We start from the raw sequence: 26,898 nt of genomic DNA, 5'->3' as shown, positions 1-26,898 counted from the left end.
TGAATGGGCCACACCATTAAATTTATCCGCCCCAATCGCAGGGATTCTTACTATAGGAGGCTTTATGGGCTACTACAGTTTATCTAGAAAATTCTAAAAATTAAACTTTAATTGTACAGAATAGAAATTAATAACCCATAAATGAATAAGTTAAGCTGGAATGAATTTGAAGATTGTATATATTCAATATATACACAATGTAAAAATAAGCATTTTGAAGGTGTATATGGATTTCCGAGAGGTGGACTTTGTATTGCTGTTGCCTTAAGTCATTCACTTGGATTACCTTTGCTAGGAAAACCAAAAAATAATTGTCTTATAGTTGATGATATTTATGATTCTGGTCAAACTCTTGAACAAATTAGACATTTGAAAGGCACACAAACTCACGTATGGATAAGTAAAAAAATACCTACTTGGTGGAATTCATATAAATATATAGAAGGTAAAGAATGGATAGTTTTCCCATGGGAGAATATAAATGCTGCTGATATTGATAGTGATTTATATTATCAATCTAGAGCCTAAATAATAATTACCACATTGATTCATTAAATTTAGTAAGGCCTGATAAAGCATTTACTTTTCTCAGATTTATTAATGCTTCTAATTTGATAGCAAATTCATAAATATCACCTTTTAATCCTATATTAATATAATTATTATTTGTTTTTATTTTTTTTCTGAACTTCAATAAACCAATATATTTTTTCCATAAAATCTTATTATTATAATTATATGCCCATAGGTCAAATATATCCTCAATTATGTTAATAGGGATCTCAGAGGAATAACCTATATTAGAATATTCTAATTTATATCGATCAAATTTTGAATCGAAGGCAAGGATATCTAATGTGGTATTAATTGCTTCCTTAACTTCAATTGCTCCTTCAAGACCAAATAGCTCTTTTCTATAACACTCAAGTAATTTAGTACCGAGAGAATTACAAATATCATCATCCTCAGTAAAGTTAACTAGCCAAAAGCCTATCCCTTCACTCACGCCTGATGCTAAATATAGATTAACTGATTTAGTCATTATGAAAAGTCTATAGAAGCTTGGCAATAAAAAGAACTTAGAAAAAGCTAATTTAATAAAAAGATATCTCTCTATAAAATAATAATCTTTATGTACTTAAATTGAAAAAATTTTTTTTATTGTGAAAATAATAATATCTTCCCAAATATATGGAAAAATTAGTCTCAAGTAAATCCATAGGTTATAGAAAAAGTCTTGGCCCTGGAATCCTTCTAGCAGCTGCATGTATAGGCGGATCACATCTAATGTCATCCACTACAGCTGGAGCCAAATTTGGATTTTCTCTTATTGGACTTATTTTATTAACGAATCTAGTCAAATATCCATTTTTACTTGTTGGCACAAGATTTACAGCTGTTACAGGGCTATCGCTTTTAGAGGGATTTCAAAAACGTAATAAATTTTATTTGCCTATATATGTAATAGTTGGATTAATAACTGGTACATTTACTATTTCGGCCGTTAGTTTTGTTACAGGTCTTCTTTTAAAAAATATAGTAATTTTTTCATCCTTTCCTGCTTTAGATTTAGCGATAGGTATATTAATAGTATGTTCATTAATATTATTTATAGGTCAATATAAAGCCCTTGATAGAATATCCAAGATTCTTGTATTTTTGCTTACATTATTAACATTTTTTGCTGTTATATCTTTACTAATAAAAGGACCTGCTGGAGATGGCAATTTTTCATTATTAAATAGCAATCCCTCTCCATGGACCCTTTCAAACTTAGGATTTTTAATTCCTTTGATGGGATGGATGCCTGGTCCGGTAGAACTTTGTATATGGCCATCACTATGGATGTTTTCAAGAGCTAAAGAGACAGATCATACCGCTACGTTGAAAGAAGCAGAATTTGATTTCAATCTTGGATATTTCATCACTGTTATTACTGCTATTTTCTTTCTAACTCTTGGTGCATTCACAATGTATGGCACTGGCGATGAGATGCTTACAGGTTCAGGCGTTAGTTTTGCTCAGAATTTAATACGTTTGTATACAGAATCTATTGGCGGATGGGCAATGTGGATCATTGTTCCTGCAGCCTTTGCAGCAATGTTTAGCACCACGCTTACATGTCTAGACGCATATCCCAGAAGCATTTCATCAGCTCATGGTTTGATAACTCGATCAGATAAGGGAAATAGCTCTTCTTTGTCAGAAAGAAAACGTCTAAAAAAATGGATCATATTTCACGTTTTTGCATCACTTTGTGCACTTTTGATTGCCAAATCTGGAGGAATTGGAGTTAAAGACTATGTATTTGGGGCTATGACAGGAAGTTTTCTGTCGGCTCCTCTATTCGCTTGGATGGCTATGGATACAATGAATAGTTCATTAGTAAAAAGCCAATTTCATTATGGCATTGTTCTAAAAACAGTTTGTTGGTTTGGAATGTCATTCCTCACAATCTTTAGTTTATTATTCATATTCAATTCCTTCTTAGGGATCGGACAATAATTCTAAAATTTATAAATATCGTGAAAATAATAAAAGCATTAACTAAATTAGTTAAATAATTAACTTGAGGCAGAAGTATAGTGTTTAAGAGCAAATTTCCAGAATAATCTGCTAAAAATAAAAAATAAACTACTTAATATCAGACCAAAAAATAAAATAATAAGATTTAATTCTCCCAGAATTGCCTTAGCAGGAAAAGTGGTTAAAAAGGCTACAGGTAAAACCAAAGTAAATATGAATCTCAAAATAACTGGGTAAGCTGAAATGGGATATCTACCTGCAGCTAACAAAGCTCTAAGTACTTCTGTTGCGTTCCATGTCTTAACAAACCAAATACTTGATGCAGCAATTAAGAACCAAACTGAATAAAGAATAACAAAACCAAAAAATAAGGAAATAATGAATACAGATAGGGAGTAAATTGAAACAGAGTAGCCCGTTTGAAAAGACGCCCAAAAGACAATGGAAAGTCCCAATATGATTTCAGGTAATCCTGCAAAAGAAAACTTTTTAACTGATAACCAAAATTGACTATCAATTGGTTTTAATAAAACATAGTCAAGAGTACCTTCTCTCACGTAATTAACGATTTCGGTTAAATTTGGTCGTAAAAGAGCATTAGTTAAACCATCTAGAAATGTATAAACACCTTGAATAACTAAAGCCGATTCCCAAGTCCAATCTCCCAGTTGCCTTCCTCCAGTAAAAAAAAGGGACAATATAAATACACTTCCCAAAAGAGTACCCAACATGGCTAAAAGTTCAATTAAAAAGTTTAATTGATATTCAAGTTGAGAAGCAAAAGCTGTAGACCAAAATAATCTGATAGTTTTAAAATAACGATACATATTAGGCTCCCATAGCTGTATATCTTTTTACTCCAAGTTTCCAGAGTATATTTACAGAAGGGATGAGAATTGAAATCCACAAGATTTGGGCTAAAAAGCCATTAAATATATCAACTTGCATTCCGGATAAAATCTTTGCTGGAAAGTTAATTAGATAAGGAAATGGAGTTAACATTGCAACTTTTAGAACGTTAGAAGGAAAAGCTGATAACGGTACTAATAAACCAGATAAAAAAAGGTAAGGAACAAATATTAATCTTTCTAGAGCACTCGATTTTTCAGTCCAAAAACATAGTGCAGCTACTAAACTTTGAAGAAGGAAAGCTATAGTAAAAGCAAAGTGAGTTGATAAGTACGCCAGAAAAACTTGAGGTAGTGAGGGAAGCCAAAAAGATGATGGATTTAATATGAAAAAAGTAATAGCTATGGCTAATGCGAAAGGAAGTCTTGTTGCTTGCTCTGCCAAATGAGAAGCTACATATCTAAATAGAGGGTGCAAAGGTTGAAGCAAATATGGTGATAATCGACCAGAAAGAGAATCTTCCTCAAACGAGAAGACAACCCAAACAACTGAAAATTGCCTAACCAGAAAAGCACTTAAAAAATATCTTGCCAACCCAATATCATTTAGACCGAATGAATTACCAACATCACTTTGACTCCAAAGAGAAAACATAATAAATGGTAGTACTCCAGATAGAGCCCATAATGCTATTTCAATGCGATATTCCAACATGTATGCATATTGTGTTGTAAGTAAGGTCTTAATAACCTTGAAAGACAATCCAAATATTCTCAATTGACTTCACCTTTTATAAATAATTCTCCTATTAATTGATCAATAGGAGGATCACTAATCTCTAAATCGATTATATCGAAATCAGTTAATAGATTACTTACTACAGCTGTCAATTTATCCCTTGAAACCAACAAACTTACAAAACGATCATTTAAATCTTGAATCTCACCATATTTTTCAAATTGTTCACTTGCACATGGATTTTTCAATTCAACTTTTACCTCTCTTGATGGTGATAATGAATTAGCCAGTGAATCAAGATCGCCATCATAAAAAAGCTTTCCTTTATGAATACAAATAACTCTTGGACATAATGCTGTGATATCAGCCATGTAATGACTAGTCAGCAAAATTGTCGCACCAGTTCTTTTGTTGTATTCGGATAAAAAACTACGAACTCTAGCTTGAGCATTTACATCTAGACCAAGAGTAGGTTCATCTAAAAAAAGGACAGATGGTTTATGCAATAAGGCCGCAAGAATTTCAGATTTCATTCTTTGTCCTAAAGACAACTTTCTTACAGGTCTTGTAAGTTCTTCTCCTAGTTCAAGCATTTCTGCTAATTCATTAATTCTTACTTTTGCTTCTTGGTCAGACAAACCATATACAGCAGCGTTTACATACAAAGAGTCCATGGGAGGAAGGTCCCAAATTAACTGCTGCTTTTGCCCCATAACCAAAGTTATCTCCTTTAGAAAAGCCTTTTGCCTTCTTTGAGGAGAGAAACCACCAACATCAACTAACCCTGTCGATGGATGAATAAGACCACACATCATTTTTAATAATGTGGTCTTACCAGCTCCATTAGCTCCAAGAAACCCAACTATTTCTCCTCGAGTGATTTTGAAGCTTATATCCCTTACAGCAGTGACGTCATAAGTCTTTCGATCGAAAAAATGCTTGAGAGTACCTTTAAACCCCGGCTGTTTGTTTGCAACTCGATAATATTTACTCAGCTGATCTACAAGGATCAAGTCACTAGTATTATTAGGCAATTAAATGTCGAATGCTTCAACATTAAGATAAAACATTTTTGCCTACATAGCAGATAAAATCTAAGTAAAGAAAAATCTATAGGTTGTTAAAACTAAATGGAAGAACAAAAATATTTAATAGCTATTGCCCTTGCTGAACAAAATAATAAAAGGTTAATGCCTCTTGGAGGAAAAACTTATTCTGGAATAGATTCGAAAAATGAACCTCCTTCAAAAGAAACTGAAAAAATACTACTTGATTTATTGCTTAGGTTATTTAAAAGAACTAATGAAGGTAATTTAAAAATCTCAAATGATGAAACAGGCTTATTAGTAGCAGAAATTAGTTTTGAAAGTATGCAAAATAATCTTCCTATAATCAAATCAGATTGGATTAACACAGGTAACACAGACACTTTAATAGACAAATTAAAATCAATATCCTCAAATCTTTGGAGTGTTAAATACAAAAAACATGAAGGGATAATGTTTAATGACTTAATAAATAAAAAATTATCCTGAGATTTTTGATTGAGCTTTTTCAGCCTTACGAATAATCTTCTGAGCTTCATCACGAGACATGCAAGACTCAGCTTTAGTTTGCAACTTTATTAGCTTCGCGTGCTGCTTCCCCAACTTCATAACGTATATCTAAAAATTAATTTTTAATATAACACGCTTAATTAAGATTGTAAACAAATAAGTAACTAAAAGCTAATCAATACAATTATTCTCGTCTTCTTTTTTCATTAATGAGATGTATCTATGAAGCACAGAAACGTCTAGTTCACCTAACCCAACTTGCATTAATCTCTGCTCAATTTCTTTTACTCTTGAGGTAATAGGTAAATCAATATTTAAAGATTTAGCTAGATCAATGGCAATAGATAAATCCTTATGATGCAACTCTAATTTAAATCCCAAAGGATGTTTATCAATCAACATTGCCTTTGATCTATTTTCTAATGGCCAAGAATTAGCTGCTCCAACCTTTAAAGCATTAACCACAACATCCATAGGTAATTCAAGGAATTTTCCTAATTCCATTGCTTCCGCGACTGCTGCATATGTTCCTGCAACTAATATCTGATTTAAAGCTTTGACTTGTTGACCTTTACCAACGCCATTGAAGTAATTTATTGATTCGCCGAGCACTTCAAATATATTTTCGAAAGATAAACACTCTTTTTTACTTGCACCAACAAACAAAGAGAGGGAGCCCTTATGAGCTCCCTCAGTTCCACCAGAAACTGGACAATCAACATAAAATACGTTTTTTTTGCGTAATCTTTGATGTAGAGAAATTGATTTATTAGGACTTATAGTAGAAAAATCAATTACAAAAGAGTTAGGCTTTAGTGAATCTGCTACTCCATTAGCACCAAATAAAACAGATTCAACAGCCTTATTATCAGTAACACAAATCAAAAGGCCATCACAGTCAATAACGGCTTCTATAGGATCAAAAAAATATTTTTTTTTATCATCAATATTTAATTTATTTCTCTTATATAAATTCAAATCATAACCATTATCAGCGAGACGCTCAGCCATTGGTTCCCCAATAGATCCAAGACCAATAAAAGCTAGTTTCATCAAAATCGGATTTTATTAAAGTCGAACTAAGAGTAATAAGTACAACAAAGGATTGAACTATTACTATAAAAAATTAATATGCTGCCAAAAGAAGAAAATATGATGCGATAATTAATTTATTGAATACTTAAGAAATTGACTAATTTTACAGATTCCAAGAATGCTACACATCATTGGTATCCATTCTTGAAGTATCAAGAGGAATGTGAGGCTGCTGGCAAGGAAGCTAGTGTAAATGACTGGATGAGAGCGTCAGGTCAACTACAAAACAGAATTGATTTTGAAGAAGCAAAGAAAGCAGCTGAAGCTGAAGCTCTGAAAGCCAAGGCAGCTGCACCAAAAAAAGAGTCTTAAATAAATAATTATCAATTAAGCAAAAATATATATAGCTCTTTTAAATAATTAGAAAGATTACTTACATATAAGAAGAAAATCTTGTGAAGATCTATCAAACTATTTGCGTCAATGTAATTCCTTTTACTAAAGTTATTTAATCTAGATCCTAGGAACTATAAAGCCTAAGATCAATACCATTTCTGATTTTTAAATAATGTCGGAGACCAAAACCCTAAATATTCTTCTTGCCCCAGAAGGCCAATTACAGGGTAATGGACAATTAAGAGAATCATTTCATGAGAGAAGGGATCGCAAAGGAGAAAACTATCCTATGTGGTTCCTAAATTCATCGCTGGTAAGCAAATTCAATATCACTAAACAACAAGGATATGAAGCCGTTGTAGCTGAAGATTCAAAAACAATTGCTTGGTTAAAACTTCGATTTGGTGGTGAAAGGCTAACTAAAACACTTGATATTGAAGAGCTTTGGCAACATGCAAGTCAACCCCCGGACCCACCAGAAAGAATAGATATAACGCCTCAGAAATAAATTATCAATGAAACCAGTTCATAAAATTACTATCCATCATAAACAGGAAGGAAAAACATATACCTTTGACGTTCCTGAAGGAGAGTACATATTGAGAAATTTTGAATCTAAAGACGAACATGGACAAATTATCGGAGACAAATTACCTTTCTCTTGCCGTAATGGATGCTGCTCAGAATGTGCGGTTAAGATAATTTCAGGACAAATGGATCAAAAAGCTTGCATAGGTTTATCCAAAGAGATGAAAAACAATGGATACGGTTTGCTATGCGTTTCAAAAGCTATTGGACCTTTAGAATGTGAGACACAAGAAGAGGACGAAGTCTACAACGCTCAATTTGGAAAATATTTCAAAGGGCTAGATACGCAAGCTGGTAATCCCTTTGACATTTAAATTTCTATAAATACTCTTATTTGTCAGTCCAGAAATTCAAGATATCCTGACCAGTAAAATTTACATCTTTATCATATCTCAATGCGTTTGTCTTCTCCATTGGAAGTGCGAATTGCTTAAATATCAAAGTTGCAAATTTTAAGAATTTAACTGGTTTTGTTAAACCTTTAGCACTTACAAAAGATCTGAAAGATTCAATAATTTTGTTTCTCAAATCCCAAAACTTATTATCCTCAAGGTTAAAAACCCAAGGGAAAGCATTTTTAGATGTGTGGTTTGTTCTTTTTATAACTTCCTCATCAAACTCTTTTGGATCAATGCCAAGCAATTCATAAAACTCTCCTCTTTCGCAAACTGTCAAAGTGTGAGTAAGAAAAACACTCCACAAGAAGAAACGACTTAATAGCTTGCCTCTAAATCCTTTAGTAATTCCTGGCCAGCATCTCATCATTACTGTAAAACAATCACCATGTCTGTTTTCGTCTTGGCACCATGGCTCAAAGAAATCAAAAAGGGGAGCAAAAGCCTGATCTGGATTAGCCTTAAGGTGCCTATCCATCAAAATGTATCTCCAATACCCAATTTTTTCTGAAAGGTAAACAGAATAAATAACCCAACTAATTGGGAACCAAGTTGCAGCTCTTTTTCCGCCTAAATGAGGTAGATCGACTTCAATCCCCTCTGCAACTAGTGCCCTACTTAAGAAGCCAGCATGTCTAGCTTCATCTCTCGCTAAAAACTGAAATAGCTTTCCAAGATCCCTATTACCTTCTTTCTTTAGTCTGTTAGAAATTTCTTTAAAAAGTAAAAACCCAGAAAACTCAGAAATAACAGATCTGACTAAATAACTTTCATATACTTCTTTAGACTTCTGAGGTAGTTCTTGCAACCTATCTAAACTTGCTTTTCTATCGAAATGAGTGCAGTTATAATCAGCTTTCATTTCTGAAAGCATTGCTTCAAACTCTTCACGAGCATCAATTAATTCAGTCTTTGCGGCTTTTTTAAATTCAGTTACATAAAAACGAGGAGTTAAAAGGTTTTCATCCAAATGGGGCGGCAACTGATTTGTTCCTCGTGTATCAACTCTTAGTTTTGGTGAAGAAGCTGTTGCGGTCATTACCCATATCAAGCAAGACAATAATTGTATGACTTAATTTGAAAAAAAGGTGAATTTTTAATCAGCTAGTAATAGAGCTTTGCCTTAAGCATCAAAAAAATAGACATTAACAATGCCTGAAAGAATTACTATGGAATAAATATTTAATAATTTAAACAATTCAAATGAATATATTAAATAATAATAAAAGTCAAAAAATAATTTTAATAATTACTTAAAAAAGTTTATGAATGAATATCTTGTAACGCATTAACTGACAAGGTTTGATTCTGCAATGCCTCTATCCCTTTTACAGCCGCACTAGCACCTTTCAAGGTTGTTAAAGTAGGAACAGAGTAGTCAAGTGCTGCTTTTCTAAGATATTTATCGTCGTAAATAGCTTGCCTTCCAATTGGAGTATTAATTACTAATTGAACTTTCCCAGATCTAATCAGATCCTCAATATTTGGTCTGCCTTCATGGACTTTTAAAACCGTTTCAACAAGCAAATCAAATTTCTCAAGATATTTAGCCGTTCCAGATGTTGCTAAAAGAGAAAAGCCAAGTTCAATTAATTTTTTAGCAACTGGAATTAAAGCCGGTTTATCTCGATCATGAGTAGATAGGAAGACAAAACCGGAAGTAGGTAACCCTTCGCCAGCTGCTAACTCAGATTTGGCATAAGCCATTCCAAAATTATTTGCAGATCCCATCACTTCACCGGTTGAACGCATTTCGGGTCCTAAAACGCTGTCAGAGCCAGGAAAACGTCGAAATGGCATAACGGCCTCTTTTATCGCTTGAAGAGGTGGAATTGGCTCTTGATATAACCCTATATCTTTTAGTTTTTTCTCCAGTAGTAATTGAGTAGCAATTTTCGCCAGTGGGACGCCAGTAGCTTTAGAAACAAAAGGAACAGTTCTTGAGGCTCTGGGATTTGCCTCAATAATGAAAACGATCTCTTTACCATCATTGTCTCTTTTGACAGCAAATTGAATATTGATCAAACCAACAACATCTAATTCAATAGCTAAAGATTTAGTCCAATCCTTAATTGTTTTAATTGATTCATCAGAAAGCGTTATTGCAGGGAGGCAACAGGCTGAATCGCCAGAATGAATACCCGCTGGTTCAATATGTTCCATCAAACCACCAATAACAACATCATTACTTACGTCACACAAAGCATCAACATCAACCTCAATGGCATTCTCTAAATATTGATCAATAAGGATTGGATGATCTGGCTCAACATTTACAGCTTCTGTTATGTATCTTTTTAATTCGTCTTGTTCATAAACAATTTCCATAGCTCTACCACCAAGAACATATGAAGGCCTAACAACTAATGGATAGCCTACTTTATTAGCTACAGCTAATGATTCTTCAAAAGTTCTAGCAATACCATTTTTGGGTTGCCTAATGTCTAATTTCCTCAAAACCTTGTCAAAAAGCTCTCTATCTTCGGCTAAATCGATTGACTTAGGTGATGTACCTAATACTTTAGTTCGTAATTTTGAGTTTTCAGATTTTTCTAACCAATTGACAATTGGCAAGGAAAGTTTTAAAGGAGTTTGTCCTCCAAATTGAACTACTATGCCAGAAGGTTCCTCAAATTCTATAACATTTAGAACATCTTCAAGAGTTAAAGGCTCGAAGTAAAGAATATCACTTGTGTCATAATCGGTAGAAACTGTTTCTGGATTACTATTTATCATTATTGTTATAAAATCTTCCTCTTGAGCTTGATAAGAGGCATGACAACAACAATAATCAAATTCAATACCTTGTCCAATACGGTTTGGTCCACCACCAAGAATTAAAATCTTATTTTTATTATCAATATTAATCTCATTAAGATTAATATTATTTATTATATTCCCATAATTATCTATCTTGTAGACAGGTCTTTCATATGTTGAATAATGATATGGTGTTTTAGAGGAGAATTCCGAAGCACAAGTATCAACTGTTTTAAAAACAGGTAATATTTTAAAATAAGCTCTTTTTGATCTAATAGTTAATTCATCTGTATTCAAAGCAAATGCAATTTGATGATCAGAAAATCCAAGCTGTTTTAGTTTAAATAAAAAATTCGAACTTAAATGATTAATATTTTTATACTTAAGTAATTGAGCTTCAGCATTAACTAAATTCCTCAACTTAGATAAGAACCAAGGATCTATCTTTGAAAAAGAATATATCTCATCATCAGTACGTCCATCCAACATTGCTAATCGAACGTACATTATTCTTTCAGGAGAAGGTGTCCTTAGTAATCTTTCTAATTCAACAGATGGGACCTTTTTATCAATTCGATCACACCCCCAACCACTTAGTCCTGTTTCTAAAGATCTTATTGCCTTTTGAAAAGATTCTTCAAAACATCTTCCTATTGCCATTGCCTCTCCGACTGATTTCATTGATGTAGTTAGTATTGGAGAACTACCTGAAAATTTTTCAAATGCGAAACGTGGAATCTTAGTAACTACGTAATCTATTGAAGGTTCAAAACATGCAGGTGTCTTACCAGTAATATCATTAATAATTTCATCTAATCTATAACCTACGGCCAAAAGAGCAGCAATTTTAGCTATTGGGAAACCAGTAGCTTTACTTGCCAATGCTGAAGATCTACTAACACGAGGATTCATCTCTATTACTATTATTTCACCATTAATAGGATTAATTGCAAATTGAATATTACTTCCACCAGTTGCAACGCCAATTTCTCTAATTATAGAAATCGAATAATCCCTTAATCGCTGATATTCTCTATCAGTTAGGGTTTGAGCTGGAGCTACTGTAATAGAATCACCAGTATGCACACCCATAGGATCAACATTTTCAATACTGCAAATAATTACAACATTATCTGATAAATCTCTCATAACTTCCAGCTCAAATTCTTTCCAACCCAAGAGAGATTTCTCAATAAGTATTTGAGAAACTGGACTAGCGTCTAAACCTGTTTTACATAATTCTAAAAACTCATCTTGATTATAAGCAATACCTCCTCCACTTCCACCTAAAGTAAAAGCAGGACGAATTATTTTTGGGAATGAAGAGATTTTATTTCCTACTATTTCTGCTTCTTGAAGATTTGAAGCTATACCAGATGGACATACCTCTACCCCAATATTATTCATTGCTATTTTAAATAAATTTCTATCCTCAGCTTTTTTTATTGCTTTAAGATCTGCTCCAATTAATTCAATATTATATTTTTCTAAAACACCATTTTCTGCCAATTCAACTGCTATGTTCAAAGCAGTTTGACCTCCCATTGTAGGTAAAAGAGCATCTGGTTTTTCTTTTTCGATAATTTTTTGAACAACTGAAGATGTAAGTGGTTCAACGTAGGTCCTGTTGGCAGTCTCAGGATCAGTCATTATGGAAGCTGGATTAGAGTTAACTAAAACGACTTCAAATCCTTCGCTTCTTAAAGCTTTACATGCTTGGGTTCCGGAATAATCGAATTCACAAGCCTGACCAATAACAATTGGGCCAGACCCTAGTATCAAAATCCGACGTATATCTTTACGCCGTGGCATCAGAATTTCTTGTAAACTTCATTTATGTCACGCATTCTAGGTATCTGTTTATCATCTACTGTCTAGATCGGCAAATTACCATTAAAGTTTAGCTAACTTTCCGAACAAGAAACAAAAAGCATGAGCGAACTACAGCGCCTTAAAGGGCTGCTGCCACCAGAAAACCAAAGCTGGGTCTTTATTGAAGCCGCAGCAGCCATAGATCCACCATTGATCACGCTTGAAGAAATCGGGCGAGATGAAGTGGAAATTCAAGTTGACCTTGAGCAATGGGAGTATCTAGCCCAAGATCATAGGAATTTACTTTTTTGGCATGAAGTGGGACGTATTCAAAATGATACTATTCCTAGAGATGGCTGGGAAATGGCTGCTCTTGCAATAGGTTTAGGTGGAGCCATAGGAGAATTATGGGTACAAGATGGATTGCTTCTCTTAATGGCATTAGGGTTGTCAGGTTTTGCAGGCTATAGATTGTATTTGAAGAATAATTCAGAGAAACGTTTACAAGATGCGATATCAGCTGATGAAAGAGCTATTGATTTAGCATGCAGATTTGGATATAGCGTTCCTAATGCTTATAAAAGTCTTGGTGGTGCATTAAAAGACTTAGTAGAAAAATCTAGGAAGAAAAAAAAGAGAACATTTTATGAAGATAGATTAGAAGCTCTAAGGAAAAGTGCCGAAAGAGCGCGCGCAGAAATGGCATCTCAGGAAGGTTCTAAAAAATCAGTTACTAGTGAGAATGTTTATGGATAGCAGTAGGCTAGTTGAAATAGCTGCAGTTGCTTGCGATGATAGAAAAGCTGGGGATATAAAACTTTTGAAAGTTGATGCGGTTTCAAGTATCGCCGATTGGATATTAATTACAGAAGGACTTTCCGATGTTCAAGTAAGGGCAATAGTTAGTAATGTTGAAAAGACACTAAAAGAAGAAGCAGACATATTACCTCTTAGAAAGGAAGGAATTAATGAAGCAAAATGGGCATTATTAGATTATGGAGATCTGATAATTAATGTTTTGCAACCGAATGAAAGAAAATTCTACGATTTAGAATCATTTTGGAGTAATGGAATAAGTCATAATTTTGCTAATAATCGATTAATAGAATTAAAAGATGAATAAGATGATATGCCCTGTTCCATCTAATCAAAGACCATTGAATGAATTCAATAGCATTAGAAATTCATGGATAATATCTTGGCCTTTACTCGAAAAAAAATTTTTCTACAGGAAGCTAATATTTAGTTGGATTTTTATTGCACCAATCAGCTTAACAATATCTTATGGAAGTGATTATCTAAAAAATAACATATTTGATCTTGCAATTATAAGTCTAACTACATCTCTTTTTCTTCCTATATTATTATTGATAAGACAATGGTTAAGTTGGTTTTATATATATAAACGACTTAATGCTGAAAATATTGAGTATGAAGAATCTGGTTGGTATGATGGGCAAATTTGGGAAAAGCCCATAGACTGGAGAGCGAAAGACTTGCTTATTGCTCAACACCAAGTCAAACCTATTCTAAACCATCTAGAAACAATAATTATATATGTATTGTCTACTATTTTAATCTCATTAATATTTATATTTTTAAGATTTTATTGATAATGAATCTACAAAACAATTTATCAAATAACAATAAAAGTTCTCTGAAAGTTCTAGTAAAAAGAGGATCAAGTGTTGAATCAATTCATAGAGCTCACGCCTCAATATGTGATACAAAAGGTAGAACTCTAATGAAAGCTGGCTTGAGTGAATATGAAACATTCATCAGATCAGCACTTAAACCTTTTCAAGTATTACCTTTTCTCACAAGTGGTACTTCAGAAAAATACAATTTAGACAATAAAGCTTTAGCTCTTGCATGCGGCTCTCATCAAGGTTCAGCAGATCAAGCTAGAACAGCTTTTAAGTTACTCTGGAACGCAGATATTGATATAAAAGAGCTTAAATGCCCCATTCCAGCAAATAGAGAAAGCAAACTTCAACACAATTGTTCAGGAAAGCATTCGGCATTTCTAGCGACATGCAAAAAAATGAATTGGGATTTAGATAGCTATTTGATGGGACATCATCCGCTTCAAAAAGAAATTTTCAGAAGAGTTTCAGAGTTACTAAAAATACCAGCAGAAGAACTCATTGCCGAAAGAGATGACTGTGGAGCACCTACATTACTTTTGCATTTATCTCAAATGGCTGTTTTATATGCACATTTATCTAAGTCAGATCAACCAGAATTTGAAAGAATAGCTCGAGCAATGACTAATAATCCTGATCTTGTGGCTGGCAAGGGATGTTTTGATTCGGAATTAATAAAAAGAGGTCATAATCAAATAATTAGCAAAGGAGGTAGTGAAGGTATTCAATGCATAGGTCTTTTAGGAGAAGGAATAGGACTCTCAATAAAGGTTGAAGACGGATCAAGAAGAGCAAAACATGCTGTAGCCATTCATCTTCTTAGACAACTTGAATGGATCAGCCCAACTGCATTAGAAGAACTTGATGAAATTATCCTTCAGAAAAAGCCTGGTATTTATATTGAAGTTGAAGGACAATTAAAGGTCCCTTAATTCAAACAAACTAATCTATAACGTCACACTAAGATGTATGCTTTAAATGCAACGCGGGGTAGAGCAGTCTGGTAGCTCGTCGGGCTCATAACCCGAAGGTCGGAAGTTCAAATCTTCCCCCCGCCACCAATTAAAACCAAGCCCTCAGGGGCTTTTTTAATGCCTTTCTTTATATACAAGGAGGACGTTAAATAAAGAGATGAAAATAGAAAATCACAGTTATAGCTGAATCCTTTTTTTTCAATGCCCCATTTTGGTGCATTGATACTTGTCTAAACAGCTAAAAACCACATGATATCGGGTCTAGTGGATGGCTTCAGAATCAAAGTTCCTATAAATGCTATGTCTCCAAATACAGTGATAAAGGTCTATCAGTAAAAGGATAACTAAAACTCGAAACTTAAAAGCTCATCTTGAGACATCGTTTTCAAACTATAAAATCATCGGATATGTCACCCTAGCGACTTTTAAAAAATTAACTACAATACTCCAAAGAAATTAGTAGATTAAATATTTAGAGTAATATTCCTTGTTAAATACCTTATAAATTTGATGAAATATTCCAAAATCATAGAAAATATAGAAATCCTAGTAATTATAAATAAAATGAGAAAATAAATATTCCCACAAAAAATTTTTAAAGGCATCGTGACATTCAGACACAAAAAGTATTTAATGTAATAAAACTAATTTTTATTTTATTACATTAACAATTTCATCATCAGCCTCATTTTTATATTTATTGGACAACAAGTCTAGAATTAAACAGAAGTTATTTACAGAGAAAACGAGTGATATTGCTGCTTATAGAGGAACGAAGGCCGAAAAAAAATGGGCTAATATAATTCAGAATGGAGGATATATTCTTCATTTTAGACATGCAGACAGAAATTCATATAAAGATAATGTGATATTTGATGCGCTAGAGAGCGTTGTTCATTCAAACGGAATAAATGGTACGAGATTTGCTGAATCTCATTACTTCTCAGAAGGTACTTGTCTTAACAAAAGAGGAAAAGTACAGGCTAGAGTCATTGGTGAACACATGAGAAATATCAATGTACCTATCGGATTTATAATTACTAGTCCAATTTGTAGAGCGAGGCAAACGGCAAGTATTGCTTTTGGAAAATATGATGAAATTGATTTCAATTTAGTGCATAGAGGTCCTTTTACTGAAGATAAATTAAATCGAGTTAAAAAATTAAAAAAATTATATTTATCTATGCCTATAGAACAAAAGAACAATACAATAGTTAGCTCTCATAATGGAGATGTAATAAGAGATATCTTCAAAAATACAAAGGTTGATAGTATGTATGTTGATGAAGGAGGCTTTTTTGTTATTTCCAGAAAGAACAATGAATTAACTTTAGAGCATAGATTTAATAATTTTAATGATTTTTCGAGACATTTTTACCCAAGATAAAAGTATACATTTTGGAATTTATTAATAGGAATATTCTCAATAAATTTCGAAACAATTCGAGCTTATAGGAAGAAAATCTACGATCTTAAAGAAACCGTTATAGATCACTAGTATTTATAGAATAACTATATTTCTATAACTATTAACACTTCGCGCTTTTACGTATTATTATTTAAATTAAAAGAGGCCAATCTTTCTATCAAATGGCTACAAGAACTCAATTAAACATTAATATTAACCCTGATCTTCTTAGAAGCGTAAAGCAGCAAGCAATAAAGTCAGGAATGACACTTGGAGATTATGTAAGCAAGCTAATAGAATCTTATCTAAAAAATCAAGGGTTTAGTCCGAGTGGAACTGAATTTGAAAGTAGAATTGAAGTTATTGAAAAAGAGTTAAATTTAATATCATCTCAAATAAAAGATCTGAACAATAATCCTAAAAGAATTAGCTCTACTGACACAAGCAATAGAGTTCTCTCGGATTCTGATGTTATTCAATATTCACATCTTCTAGAAAAGCAATTTAAAAACATAGCAAGAGAAGAGATGCTTTCAGATAAAGAAGCATGGAGGGTTTTTACAAAGCAAGCAGATGCAAAAAACATAAACAAAGACAACCTTCATTTAATACAGGATATTTTGAGGGGAGAAAGAGTTCTAAATTTAGATGAAACAATAGCTTTTATAAAATTTCATAGAGGGTGTCCAGTAATACCTTGTTTTATATCTATGAGCAGAACACCCATACTTCCAAAACTATTTCAAATCACTGAGTGTATTAATACACACTCAAAACAACCAATTAACTCATAAATTATTTTTTCACTAGGCTTAGCGTTATATTCTTCAAAACCTCTTCTTCAAGGACATCTTGGATATACACATCTACATCGATACCACTATCCTTAGCCAAAGTCTCAAGTTCAACGAATAACTCATTGCTTATATCAATAGTTAAATCAGAGTCCAAAAATTTATTTACTAGATTACTAGCAAAACTAGCAGACATAAGATAAAATAGTTAAAAGTTTTAAAAATCTATTAAAAAACTGACAGAGCTAAAAAAAAGTGCTGAAAATTTATCAGCCTACAGATATAATATTACTTATCCGTTAGCGGAAATTATAAGTAGTGAAATCGATAACCCCAGTTTATCAACTAAAGAATATATACACAATATTTTAAATAAACATATTGTAATTAAAAAAGGATCATATAAAAATAAAAAAGATTATTTGAGAGAGCAAGATCTTCAAAAAACACAAGTAGAATATCTTTTAAATACTACTTCTAACATAACAGAAAAAAATATCGATAAATATAAAGTAGCAAATTACTATTATTTTATTGCAAAACTTTTTAATCAAATAGCAGAAAAAAGGAATATCAATAGGAACCAGTTATGGCAAATTGTAAAAAATAATATACTATTTAAAACATTTAATAAAACAACAATACGTATATACAAATATATATTCAGAGGAGAACTAATTCCTTCTCCAGAATTCGTAAAAAATTTGCTTGAAAAATACGATGATTTACCAACTTATCTTGCTATAGTTTACCTGGATGAGGAAATCACACCAGAACTAAACAAATCATATGAATTACTTCTATCGATATAATAAATATATGAATGAAAAGAAACTGCAAAATATAATAAAATCATATAAAATGAATAAAAAATATGGAGGAAGAAAATAATGTATGGAATCAATTCTCTAGAAAAGTTTTTAATTTTTTTTATTGAAAATAATTATAGCTTTAGAAGTTTTGAAGAAGATCTAAATTCAAAGAATAAAATAATAAATCTAAGACATGATATAGACTTTTCATTAGAAGAAGCCTTAAAAATTGCAATACTTGAAAATAAAATAAATATAAAAGCAAATTACTTTATAATGCTTACATCAAATACATACAATCCATTAAGCCAATACAATCAAGACATAATAAAACAAATAAAAGAATTAGGACATAATATCTCACTACACTTTGATCCTGAAGCATATCAAGATATAGATAATGGATTGATAAATGAGAAAGAAATATTTGAAAGATATTTTCAAGTAAAAATAAAGCTAGTCTCATTACATAGACCTGGAAAATTTCTCAATAACAACAATAGAAAACTACCAAATGTCGATCATACATATCAGGATAAATACTTTAAAAGTATGTGCTATTATTCAGATTCAGCTGGAGTTGATATAAGAAAGAAAATAGATCTAAATACAAAACAAAATATAAAAAAGCAATTTCATATATTAATTCATCCTATATGGTGGACAAATGTTACAAGCTCACCTACAGAAACACTCCTAAAATGGATAAAATTACATGAAGAGTTTATAATTCTTGAAACTAAAAAGAATTGTAAGAGCTTTTTATACAATTAATGGAATTTACACTGTTTGGTTGTAAAAATACAACACTCCATATAAGTAGAATATTTGAAAAAGAAGGTTGTAAAATAAATTTAGTAACAATTAATCCAAAAAAAGGATATGAACAATCTGTTGCTGGCTATACAGATTTACAGGAGCACAAAAATTTATATCAATCAATCTATATAGCTAACAAATATAGTTTAAAAGATGAGCTTGATTATAAATTTTTTAAAGAAAGTAACTTTAAAATCGCATTTGCTATAGGTTGGCAAAGACTAATACCTGAGAGAATACTTAAATGCTTTAGCTGCGGCGTGTATGGAATGCATGGAAGTTCAATGGACTTACCGTTTGGTAAAGGAAGATCGCCACTAAATTGGTCAATAATTGAGGATAGAAAATTCTTTTATACAAATCTATTTAAATATCAAGCTGGTATAGATAATGGTCCAGTTGTAGGAAAAGAATGTTTTAGTATAAATAATTTTGACACATCAGAGACGTTACACTATAAGAATCTTTTGGCATTTATTAATATAGTAAAGAAAAACTGGGATAACATCGAACAACAAAATATAAAAGTAAAGAAGCAAAAAGATACTAAAGGTTCATTTTACCCTAAAAGAACAGCTGATGATGGGATAATTGACTGGAATGACAGCATCTATAATATAGAAAGACTAATCAGAGCAGTAACTAAACCATTTTATGGAGCATTTAGTTATATAAAAGAGATAAAGGTTAAAATATACATAGCCAATATATTCTATACAGATCTTGAATCACATTCTTTTATAAATGCTAAGAATGGTGAGATATGTGATGTATTTCCAAATGATAAATTTCTTGTAAAATGTCAAGGTGGAGTATTAATTGTTCATGACTATGAAACAATTAGTGATATGAGAAATATAATCAAGAAAGGCAAAAATATGGATAGCCCAGAAAAAGATATAAAAAGATTTAAATTAAATAAGTATGGAAATTATGATATATAGATCTTCACATAAAAATAAATTTATTAGAATGAAACCAAAAAAGATTCTGGATGGAATATTAAATATATATCATAAAAAAACTAAAATAACAGCTATAATAACAGAACACAATAAAACATAATATAAAGATGATGAATTTATTTAAAAGTAAAATTAGCTCTAATTGCGTATATTTGATTATTTTAATAATAGTATCAATTACTAATGAGAATAAGATTAAATCATCAGAGATTTATAATTCTAATAAAAATGACAAAATAGAATGGAAACCTATTGAAGAAGAAAATATAGAAGGAGATGATATAGATTGGTATATATTAGATGAAGAAGAAAATAAAAAAGAAGATGAAGTAAAATGGTTACAAATACAAGTAGAGGAAAAAGATGAGAAGATTAAGTTCATCAAAAATATAGAAAATAACATTAAAAGAAGTAATGAAATTAAAAAATCAAATAATAGATTCATATTATTAAATAAGGGTAAATCGATACCAACAGCAAGTACACTTAAAAATGGTGAGCTGAGAATAGAGACAAATACTGTTTCTTCATTTTCCTCAGGAAACTCAGGAGGCATAGGAAATCAGAATTATTCAGGACTCATACAATATGGTTTAAATAGTCAAATTACACTTGGAATTTTTTATACCGAAGCGGATGATCCTTTATTTAAAAAAATAGGTCAATACAATGAATCTTCAGCAAATTTATGGACAAATTTTGGAGGTAATATAAAGTATAAAATATTAAACAAAGAATATTATAAAATTAGTATAGATGGATCTATTGAAAATTGGAAAGTAGGAAGCGGTGGATGCTTTGGTTATAATTGTACTAGTAATAGTAAAAATATATTTAATAGTAAGAATGAAAAAATATTAAATAATAATTTAATTGGAAGTATATCTTTACCAATAACATACAAATTAGATAATAAAGAATTTTCAATAGTACCAAAATTATCGATACTACCAAAAAATCAAGGTAATCATAATGGTAAGAGAAACTTCTATGGAAATAATCTTGGAATTGGTTTAGGTATCAGTAATAAACATACAAAAAATATAACGACATTTTATTCATATTATATTCCAATAATTTACGGTTATAATAGTTTCAATAGTAATTTAGAATACTCAAAAGAAAATGTATATACGGCAGGACTAAACTACAATATAGATCATAAAATAACATTAGAAGGTTATTTAACTAATAGTTTTGGACTTACTCCTTCTACATCTATATTGACAATGCCTAGTACTAAACAGATAATTTATGGAGGAAGATTCATATACACACCTACTAATAAAAGAAATAGTATTATAAAAAGTCAAGATAAAGAATCAAAAAAACAAAATAATCAAATATATAAAAATAACAATATAAATCTTTTAAATGAAAGAGAAACAGAAATAGTATATGGAGTAGATAACAAGGGAACACAAAATATTATTGTTTCAAGAGGATTCTCTGATAATTTTACATTTGAAATAGCAACAGAAAATATTAGCAAGAAGAATTACGATAATAAATACATTAAAACTTATTTACAACCAGGAAATCCATCAATCAGAGGTGGTGGTACAGTTTTATACAATACTAAAAAAGATTTTTATAACCTTAAAAATTCTCTAAGAATGACATTCGGAAGAGTGCTAGGTAAAACTCGACCTGGATATTTATTTGCCGAATTAGCAAACAGTTTAGATATCAATGAATTCATTACAATGAATGTAAATCCTAAATTTGCATTTACTGGGGATGGAACACTATCATCATTAGGATTAAATGTTATTTATAATCTAAATAACAGAATGTCTATAATACCGAATATAAATAAAGCCATAGGTAATAGTGATAATACATATAGCCTGAACCTTGAAAGAAAAATAACAAAAGAAACAAAGTTGAGTCTAGGAATATCTAATTATTTGAGTAATAATGATATGGGGCAGTTATTAAAAGATGATAAATTGAATTATAAATTTAAAGTTAGCTACAATTTTTAAACAAGTATATTAAATATAATCTTAAATACAAGAAATTTATTTAAATAAGCTATTTACATAAAACTAGGTAACTAGTATTATAGAAAAATATTCGTAAAAGATTATGGAAAATAAAAATCAAGATTTAATCAATCCAGAAATTGATACAGAATTTGATATCAAAGATCTCATAAGTTTTGTTCAGAGAAATAAAAATATCATATTAATCATTACATTGGCATCCATCATATCATCATTTGTTTATTCAAAGTTAAAAAAAGCTTCCTGGCAAGGTCAATTTCAGATAGTAATACAGTCTCCTCAGGATAATCAATCAGCTATGAAAAATAGTATAAAAGAAAGACTTGATGTTCCATTATCATTAATTGATATAGGAGGCAATAACGAATTAAATACAGAAGTTGAAATATTAAAAAGTCCATCCTTACTATTTAATGTTTATGAAGAATATAAAAACAAATATAAAATACAAAATATAAACTTTAATGATTGGAGAAGAGATAATCTAAAGATTCGACTAATACCCAAAACATCAGTCCTTAATATTACATATGAGGATACAGACAAAAAAGCTATCATAAAAGTTCTTGAAAATATATCAAAATCCTATCAGGTTTATTCAGGTCGTGATAGACTAAAAAATGTCAACAATGGATTAAAATATATAAAGAATCAAATAGCTTACTACGAGAAAAAAAGTAAATTAGATCTTGAAGAAATGTATAAATATGCAATAGAAAAAGATCTAGATCTTGTAACTATCGATAAAAATCCTAAAGCGAATACTGATATTAGTTATCTAACAATTGAAAATGAAAGAAACTTAGCAACAAATCAAGTAAGATCAGCAGAGCAACAATTAAAAAGACTTGAAAACATTAAAAGCAACGATGACGCTATTGCATTCTACGGAAAGACTATTGATGAATTATCAAAAGATAATTTATCAAAAAAACTTGATGAATTAGATATAGAATTAGCAATTGCTAGAGCTAGTTTCACAGAAAAGGACAAAGGAGTTAAAGAACTTGTAGATAAAAGAAATTTTATATTAAAAACTTTAAAAAGAAGGACAAATGCATATTTGCAAGCACAAAAAATCCTTGCATTAGCAAAAATAGAGGCAACAACAATACCAAAAGAAATACTAATAAAGTATAAAGGATTAATCCGACAGTCATTCAGAAATCAAGAGACATTAAATAATTTAGAAAATCAATTAAATATTTTAGCATTAGAAAAAGCAAAAAATAAAGAGCCATGGCAATTAATTACAAAACCAACAATATTAGACAAACCAGTTTCACTTGGAGGAAAAGCAATAATATTATTAGGTACATTATTTGGATTAACTACTGGTGCTCTATGTTCATATCTAATTGAAATAAAAAAGGGATTAATTTATAATTCAAAGGAAATCATGAAAGAATTAGAAGTAGAGAAAATACTTGAATTAAATTTTTATGAAAAAGAAAAATGGATCGATGATATTTTACTTATCTGTAAAAATAGAATAAATATTAATAATAATAAAATTAGAATAATACCTATTGGTAATATAACAAATGATACAAAAGAAATATTAGATAAATTGAATATAATAAATAATCGTATATTAATAGAAGATAATGATGAGAATATTTCAATAATAGAAAATAGTGATGAATTAATAATATTAACAGCCAAAGGTAATGTAAAGAAAAAAGAAATTAACAAACTTAAAAATAGATTAAACCTGGTTGATCTAAAAACATTCGGATTGATATTGATCCAATAAGAGTTATAATTAATTATATTAGCCATTATTTAATATGACCAGAATTAAATATAAAAGTCTTAAATATATATATATAGCTTTATTTTTCTTAGCTACAACAGGCTCAAATATATATAATAAGTTGTATTCAAAAGAACTTGAAAATAATAATCTTCCTTCTAATGTACTTTCAACAGATTATTTTTATCAAAAACAGGATAGTAATTATATATTAGGACCAGGTGATAATATTAAAATCGAGGTATCTGAAGATATAATTGCTTTAACAGCAGTAAAAAATATTGACTCAGATGGTAATGTTAAACTTTCTAGATTAAATACAATCTATATTTCTGGATTAACAATTTCCGAACTTGAAAAACTTTTAAATATAAGATATAGAGAATATGTCAAAAATCCGAATGTTAAGATAGAATTAGTTAAACCACGACCTGTAAAAGTTTATATCGATGGAGAAATTGTAAGGCCAGGATACTATACCTTAAATACTAAAATACTAAATTCAGAAATAATAAAAAACGAAAGAGCCGAAGTAAATATAAATGATTTAGAAGATATAAATCAAGAAAATTTTTATAATCCAAATCTTTATGACGCATTAAAAGCAGCAAGTGGAATCCTTGCAACATCAGATCTTTCGAATATCAAAGTAATTCGCAAAAATTCAATAAGTAATGGTGGAGGATTCATAACAGCTAATATCAACTTTATGAAATTAATTACATCTAATCAATTGGATAAAAATATTAGATTATATGATGGAGATATAATTAAAATTAAAAAGTCTAAAACAATAAATACTGATTTAATACTTAAAATAAATAAAACAAATATCAACTCTAAATTTATAAATGTATTTGTAAATGGAAAAGTTGACGAGCCAGGTATTGTTAAATTGCCAAGAGTATCAACATTAAACGATGCAATTCAAATGGCTGGAGGAAGACAAATTTCAGCTGGTTCTGTAAGGTTCTATAGATATGAAAATAATGGAGTAATTACTAATCTAAATATAAAATATAATTTAAAGAATAAACCTAATTCAGTACATAATCCATATATGAGAGAGGGAGATATGATTTATATTGGAAAAAATAAATTAAGTACATTCTCAGAATTAACATCTGAAATCACACGACCATTTGTTGGTGTTTATTCCTTTTTAAATCTTTTTAAAGATGGTTTTTAAATTCTCTAAATAGACATTAAATAATAACATATATAAAAATTTAAAACCATCATCATATATATAATTTAGAAATTTGATTTTTACGAATTAATCTTACTTCTTTGCCAATCAGGTAATAATTCATTCATTAAATTTAATGCATTTGTTCTATCCATATTATTATATGCAGATTTTAGATCATTAATTTTAGTCATTAATTCTTCATAAGGAATTGAAAGTTCATTTGCTAAATAAATCAATGGATGCTCAGTAGGATAACAATCACCGCCTATCAATAATTCTTCATACAGTTTTTCCCCTGGCCTTAAACCTGTGATAACAATCTCTATATCTCCTTGTAAATTATCAGCATTTTTTAGTTCTAATCCACTTAGTCGAATCATTTTTATTGCTAAGTCCATGATTTTAACTGGTTCACCCATATCTAGTATAAAAACTTCACCACCTTTAGATATCTGAGATGCTTGAATAACGAGTTGAGCAGCTTCAGGAATGGTCATAAAATAACGAATTATATCTTTATGAGTTAATGTTATCGGGCCTCCTTTACTTATTTGCTCTTTAAAAAGAGGCACAACGGATCCAGACGATTCTAAGACATTTCCAAATCTAACAATGGAAAAGATTGTATTTTTCTTTTGATTTATAGAATTATTATTTAATTGACTGTCATAGGCCTGGAAAATAAGTTCAGATATCCTTTTTGTACTCCCCATAATATTCGTTGGCCTAACGGCTTTATCACTAGAAATAAGAGTAACTTTCTTAACATTTGCACATAAAGAGGCTTTGCATACATTTAGCGATGAAAAAATGTTATTTTTAATAGCATTTAAAACATTATATTCAAGTAAAGGAACGTGCTTATAAGCTGCTGAATGGTAAACAACATCAATTTTATGCTTCATAAAATTGTTCTTTAAAAACATATAATTTGTTGTAGAACCTAATAAAGGTATAACTTCAATATTTATATTTCTAGAAGATAAATCTTCATTAATTTTATTAATTAAATTATATAAACTTACTTCGCTAAAGTCTATAAGCAATAATTTTTTAGGATTAAGTCTTAGGATTTGCATGCAAAGTTCAGTACCAATAGAACCTCCAGCTCCAGTAACACATATATTTAAATTAGAAATTGCATTTTCTAGCAAATTCGTAAAAGGTGGAACAACCTTTCTACCTAATAGTTTTTCTATAGGGATTGGTCTTAAAGAATCAATATTTGCAATTCCTTTTGTAATTTCATTAATAGAAGGAACTTGCATAATTGGAATTTTATATTGTTCGACCTTCCTAATTACTTTTGAATAACTATATTCATCTACGGAAGGCATAGCAATAAATAATTTTCCAATAAAATCTTTGTCATATAAAAGATTTGAAGGGGGAGAAATCCTAATACCAAAAATCTCAGTATTCCATAAACTAGGATTATCATCATAAAGAGCATAAATCTTATATTTTGAATCTAAAATCAAACTATTGACTAATTGAGCACCAGCTCCACCAGCACCATAAATAGCTATTGTTGTATATTTAGTATTAACTCTAAGTGAAGAGCTTAGAAGTATATCTTTAATAAACATTCTAGATAAACAAAGAAAGAAAGTAGAAACTAACCATAAAAATAGAAATTTATTTATAAATAAATCATTTATAAAAAGCCTAAATAAAAAATATAAGAAAGAGATTGATAGAAAATTTATAAATGCAGTCCTATAAAAAGCTTTACTATCAAAATATAAAGTTCTAAGAGAATAGTTTCCAAAAAATATATATATAATTTGCATAATTAATATAGAAACTACATATTTTATAATTAAAAAAGGTGGATCAAAATACAGACTAGAAAATTTATTAGAATA

At 30.3% G+C, this 26,898-nt stretch carries 28 protein-coding genes and 1 tRNA gene; 19 read left to right on the top strand and 10 right to left on the bottom strand.

The annotated features are described in order from the left end of the window. The first annotated feature begins 141 nt into the window (after positions 1–141). Positions 142–528, top strand: coding sequence for a phosphoribosyltransferase (locus DNJ73_RS04445; RefSeq protein WP_158466497.1), 387 nt, complete (start codon positions 142–144; stop codon positions 526–528). A 7-nt stretch (positions 529–535) separates the two neighbouring features. On the opposite strand, the gene DNJ73_RS04440 is transcribed toward DNJ73_RS04445, so the two are convergent. Next, positions 536–1,042 (bottom strand): josephin, encoded by a 507-nt coding sequence (locus DNJ73_RS04440; protein ID WP_158466496.1) that lies wholly within the window; start codon positions 1,040–1,042, stop codon positions 536–538. A 149-nt stretch (positions 1,043–1,191) separates the two neighbouring features. On the opposite strand from DNJ73_RS04440, the gene DNJ73_RS04435 reads away from it, so the two are divergent. Further along, the gene (locus tag DNJ73_RS04435) at positions 1,192–2,505 is read left to right on the top strand and encodes an NRAMP family divalent metal transporter (protein ID WP_158466495.1); all 1,314 of its coding nucleotides are present in this window, start codon (positions 1,192–1,194) and stop codon (positions 2,503–2,505) included. 59 nt (positions 2,506–2,564) lie between these two features. Here DNJ73_RS04435 and DNJ73_RS04430 read toward each other — a convergent pair whose 3' ends face one another. From DNJ73_RS04430 to DNJ73_RS04420, 3 genes are read right to left on the bottom strand one after another with little or no spacing between them, the layout of a single operon-like run. Beyond that, positions 2,565–3,353, bottom strand: coding sequence for an ABC transporter permease (locus tag DNJ73_RS04430; RefSeq protein WP_158466494.1), 789 nt, complete (start codon positions 3,351–3,353; stop codon positions 2,565–2,567). Between the two features lies 1 nt (position 3,354). Next, a complete protein-coding gene (locus DNJ73_RS04425; protein WP_158466493.1) occupies positions 3,355–4,152 on the bottom strand; it encodes an ABC transporter permease in 798 nt (265 codons plus the stop codon). Further along, positions 4,149–5,147, bottom strand: coding sequence for an ATP-binding cassette domain-containing protein (locus DNJ73_RS04420; RefSeq protein ID WP_158466492.1), 999 nt, complete (start codon positions 5,145–5,147; stop codon positions 4,149–4,151). The genes DNJ73_RS04425 and DNJ73_RS04420 overlap by 4 nt, the downstream gene beginning before the upstream one ends. A 96-nt stretch (positions 5,148–5,243) precedes the next feature. On the opposite strand from DNJ73_RS04420, the gene DNJ73_RS04415 reads away from it, so the two are divergent. Further along, entirely contained in the window at positions 5,244–5,648 is a 405-nt protein-coding gene (locus DNJ73_RS04415) for a hypothetical protein (RefSeq protein ID WP_158466491.1), read from the top strand. On the opposite strand, the gene DNJ73_RS10150 is transcribed toward DNJ73_RS04415, so the two are convergent. Then, on the bottom strand, positions 5,640–5,768 hold the full coding sequence (locus DNJ73_RS10150) for a hypothetical protein (RefSeq protein WP_257473326.1): 129 nt from the start codon (positions 5,766–5,768) through the stop codon (positions 5,640–5,642). The genes DNJ73_RS04415 and DNJ73_RS10150 overlap by 9 nt on opposite strands. Positions 5,769–5,840: 72 nt before the next feature. Then, a complete protein-coding gene (locus tag DNJ73_RS04410) occupies positions 5,841–6,722 on the bottom strand; it encodes an NAD(P)-dependent oxidoreductase (RefSeq protein WP_158466490.1) in 882 nt (293 codons plus the stop codon). 135 nt (positions 6,723–6,857) lie between these two features. Between DNJ73_RS04410 and DNJ73_RS04405 the strand changes: the two genes are divergently transcribed. The 3 genes from DNJ73_RS04405 (at position 6,858) to DNJ73_RS04395 (ending at position 8,002) form a co-directional block, all read left to right on the top strand. Further along, positions 6,858–7,076, top strand: coding sequence for a hypothetical protein (locus DNJ73_RS04405; protein WP_158466489.1), 219 nt, complete (start codon positions 6,858–6,860; stop codon positions 7,074–7,076). A gap of 196 nt (positions 7,077–7,272) precedes the next feature. Beyond that, positions 7,273–7,608 (top strand): hypothetical protein, encoded by a 336-nt coding sequence (locus DNJ73_RS04400; protein ID WP_158466488.1) that lies wholly within the window; start codon positions 7,273–7,275, stop codon positions 7,606–7,608. Between the two features lie 7 nt (positions 7,609–7,615). After that, positions 7,616–8,002, top strand: a complete 387-nt coding sequence (locus tag DNJ73_RS04395) for a 2Fe-2S iron-sulfur cluster-binding protein (protein WP_158466487.1) — start codon at positions 7,616–7,618, stop codon at positions 8,000–8,002. Positions 8,003–8,018: 16 nt separating this feature from the next. Here DNJ73_RS04395 and acsF read toward each other — a convergent pair whose 3' ends face one another. Both acsF and carB read right to left on the bottom strand, forming a co-directional pair. Continuing rightward, complete coding sequence (gene acsF / locus DNJ73_RS04390; RefSeq protein ID WP_158466486.1) at positions 8,019–9,122, bottom strand: magnesium-protoporphyrin IX monomethyl ester (oxidative) cyclase; 1,104 nt, start codon at positions 9,120–9,122, stop codon at positions 8,019–8,021. 224 nt (positions 9,123–9,346) lie between these two features. Next, positions 9,347–12,655, bottom strand: a complete 3,309-nt coding sequence (gene carB, locus DNJ73_RS04385; protein ID WP_158466485.1) for a carbamoyl-phosphate synthase large subunit — start codon at positions 12,653–12,655, stop codon at positions 9,347–9,349. A gap of 120 nt (positions 12,656–12,775) precedes the next feature. Between carB and DNJ73_RS04380 the strand changes: the two genes are divergently transcribed. The 7 genes from DNJ73_RS04380 to DNJ73_RS09795 all read left to right on the top strand — a co-directional run bounded on the left by DNJ73_RS04380 (position 12,776) and on the right by DNJ73_RS09795 (position 17,477). Continuing rightward, complete coding sequence (locus DNJ73_RS04380) at positions 12,776–13,411, top strand: DUF3318 domain-containing protein (RefSeq protein ID WP_158466484.1); 636 nt, start codon at positions 12,776–12,778, stop codon at positions 13,409–13,411. Further along, positions 13,404–13,778: a ribosome silencing factor gene (gene rsfS / locus DNJ73_RS04375; RefSeq protein WP_158466483.1), complete on the top strand. Its 375-nt coding sequence runs from the start codon at positions 13,404–13,406 to the stop codon at positions 13,776–13,778. Before DNJ73_RS04380 ends, rsfS begins: the two co-directional genes overlap by 8 nt. Then, positions 13,771–14,268 (top strand): CGLD27 family protein, encoded by a 498-nt coding sequence (locus tag DNJ73_RS04370; RefSeq protein WP_158466482.1) that lies wholly within the window; start codon positions 13,771–13,773, stop codon positions 14,266–14,268. The genes rsfS and DNJ73_RS04370 overlap by 8 nt, the downstream gene beginning before the upstream one ends. 2 nt (positions 14,269–14,270) lie before the next feature. Next, on the top strand, positions 14,271–15,233 hold the full coding sequence (locus tag DNJ73_RS04365; RefSeq protein WP_158466481.1) for an asparaginase: 963 nt from the start codon (positions 14,271–14,273) through the stop codon (positions 15,231–15,233). Between the two features lie 52 nt (positions 15,234–15,285). After that, positions 15,286–15,362 (top strand) — tRNA-Met (locus DNJ73_RS04360). A 613-nt stretch (positions 15,363–15,975) separates the two neighbouring features. Next, entirely contained in the window at positions 15,976–16,662 is a 687-nt protein-coding gene (locus tag DNJ73_RS04355; RefSeq protein WP_187152556.1) for a histidine phosphatase family protein, read from the top strand. A gap of 203 nt (positions 16,663–16,865) precedes the next feature. Then, positions 16,866–17,477 (top strand): hypothetical protein, encoded by a 612-nt coding sequence (locus DNJ73_RS09795; RefSeq protein WP_187152555.1) that lies wholly within the window; start codon positions 16,866–16,868, stop codon positions 17,475–17,477. A 1-nt stretch (position 17,478) separates the two neighbouring features. On the opposite strand, the gene DNJ73_RS04345 is transcribed toward DNJ73_RS09795, so the two are convergent. Then, complete coding sequence (locus DNJ73_RS04345; RefSeq protein ID WP_158466479.1) at positions 17,479–17,673, bottom strand: hypothetical protein; 195 nt, start codon at positions 17,671–17,673, stop codon at positions 17,479–17,481. A 226-nt stretch (positions 17,674–17,899) separates the two neighbouring features. Here DNJ73_RS04345 and DNJ73_RS04340 point away from each other — a divergent pair, with 226 nt between their 5' ends. The 6 genes from DNJ73_RS04340 to DNJ73_RS04315 all read left to right on the top strand — a co-directional run bounded on the left by DNJ73_RS04340 (position 17,900) and on the right by DNJ73_RS04315 (position 25,027). Next, positions 17,900–18,289, top strand: a complete 390-nt coding sequence (locus tag DNJ73_RS04340) for a hypothetical protein (protein ID WP_158466478.1) — start codon at positions 17,900–17,902, stop codon at positions 18,287–18,289. A 78-nt stretch (positions 18,290–18,367) separates the two neighbouring features. Next, entirely contained in the window at positions 18,368–19,063 is a 696-nt protein-coding gene (locus tag DNJ73_RS04335) for a hypothetical protein (RefSeq protein ID WP_158466477.1), read from the top strand. Further along, positions 19,063–20,052: a methionyl-tRNA formyltransferase gene (locus tag DNJ73_RS04330; RefSeq protein ID WP_158466476.1), complete on the top strand. Its 990-nt coding sequence runs from the start codon at positions 19,063–19,065 to the stop codon at positions 20,050–20,052. The genes DNJ73_RS04335 and DNJ73_RS04330 overlap by 1 nt, the downstream gene beginning before the upstream one ends. Positions 20,053–20,180: 128 nt before the next feature. Then, positions 20,181–22,061 (top strand): hypothetical protein, encoded by a 1,881-nt coding sequence (locus DNJ73_RS04325; protein ID WP_158466475.1) that lies wholly within the window; start codon positions 20,181–20,183, stop codon positions 22,059–22,061. A 103-nt stretch (positions 22,062–22,164) separates the two neighbouring features. Further along, on the top strand, positions 22,165–23,838 hold the full coding sequence (locus tag DNJ73_RS04320) for a GumC family protein (protein WP_158466474.1): 1,674 nt from the start codon (positions 22,165–22,167) through the stop codon (positions 23,836–23,838). A 34-nt stretch (positions 23,839–23,872) separates the two neighbouring features. Further along, entirely contained in the window at positions 23,873–25,027 is a 1,155-nt protein-coding gene (locus DNJ73_RS04315; RefSeq protein WP_158466473.1) for a polysaccharide biosynthesis/export family protein, read from the top strand. Positions 25,028–25,107: 80 nt separating this feature from the next. On the opposite strand, the gene DNJ73_RS04310 is transcribed toward DNJ73_RS04315, so the two are convergent. Next, a complete protein-coding gene (locus tag DNJ73_RS04310; RefSeq protein WP_187152554.1) occupies positions 25,108–26,619 on the bottom strand; it encodes a polysaccharide biosynthesis protein in 1,512 nt (503 codons plus the stop codon). Positions 26,620–26,898 lie beyond the last annotated feature (279 nt).

Origin of the sequence: Prochlorococcus marinus XMU1408, assembly GCF_003208055.1 — a bacterium.
Taxonomy (GTDB): domain Bacteria; phylum Cyanobacteriota; class Cyanobacteriia; order PCC-6307; family Cyanobiaceae; genus Prochlorococcus_B; species Prochlorococcus_B marinus_A.
This window is presented reverse-complemented; position numbering and strand designations above follow the sequence as displayed.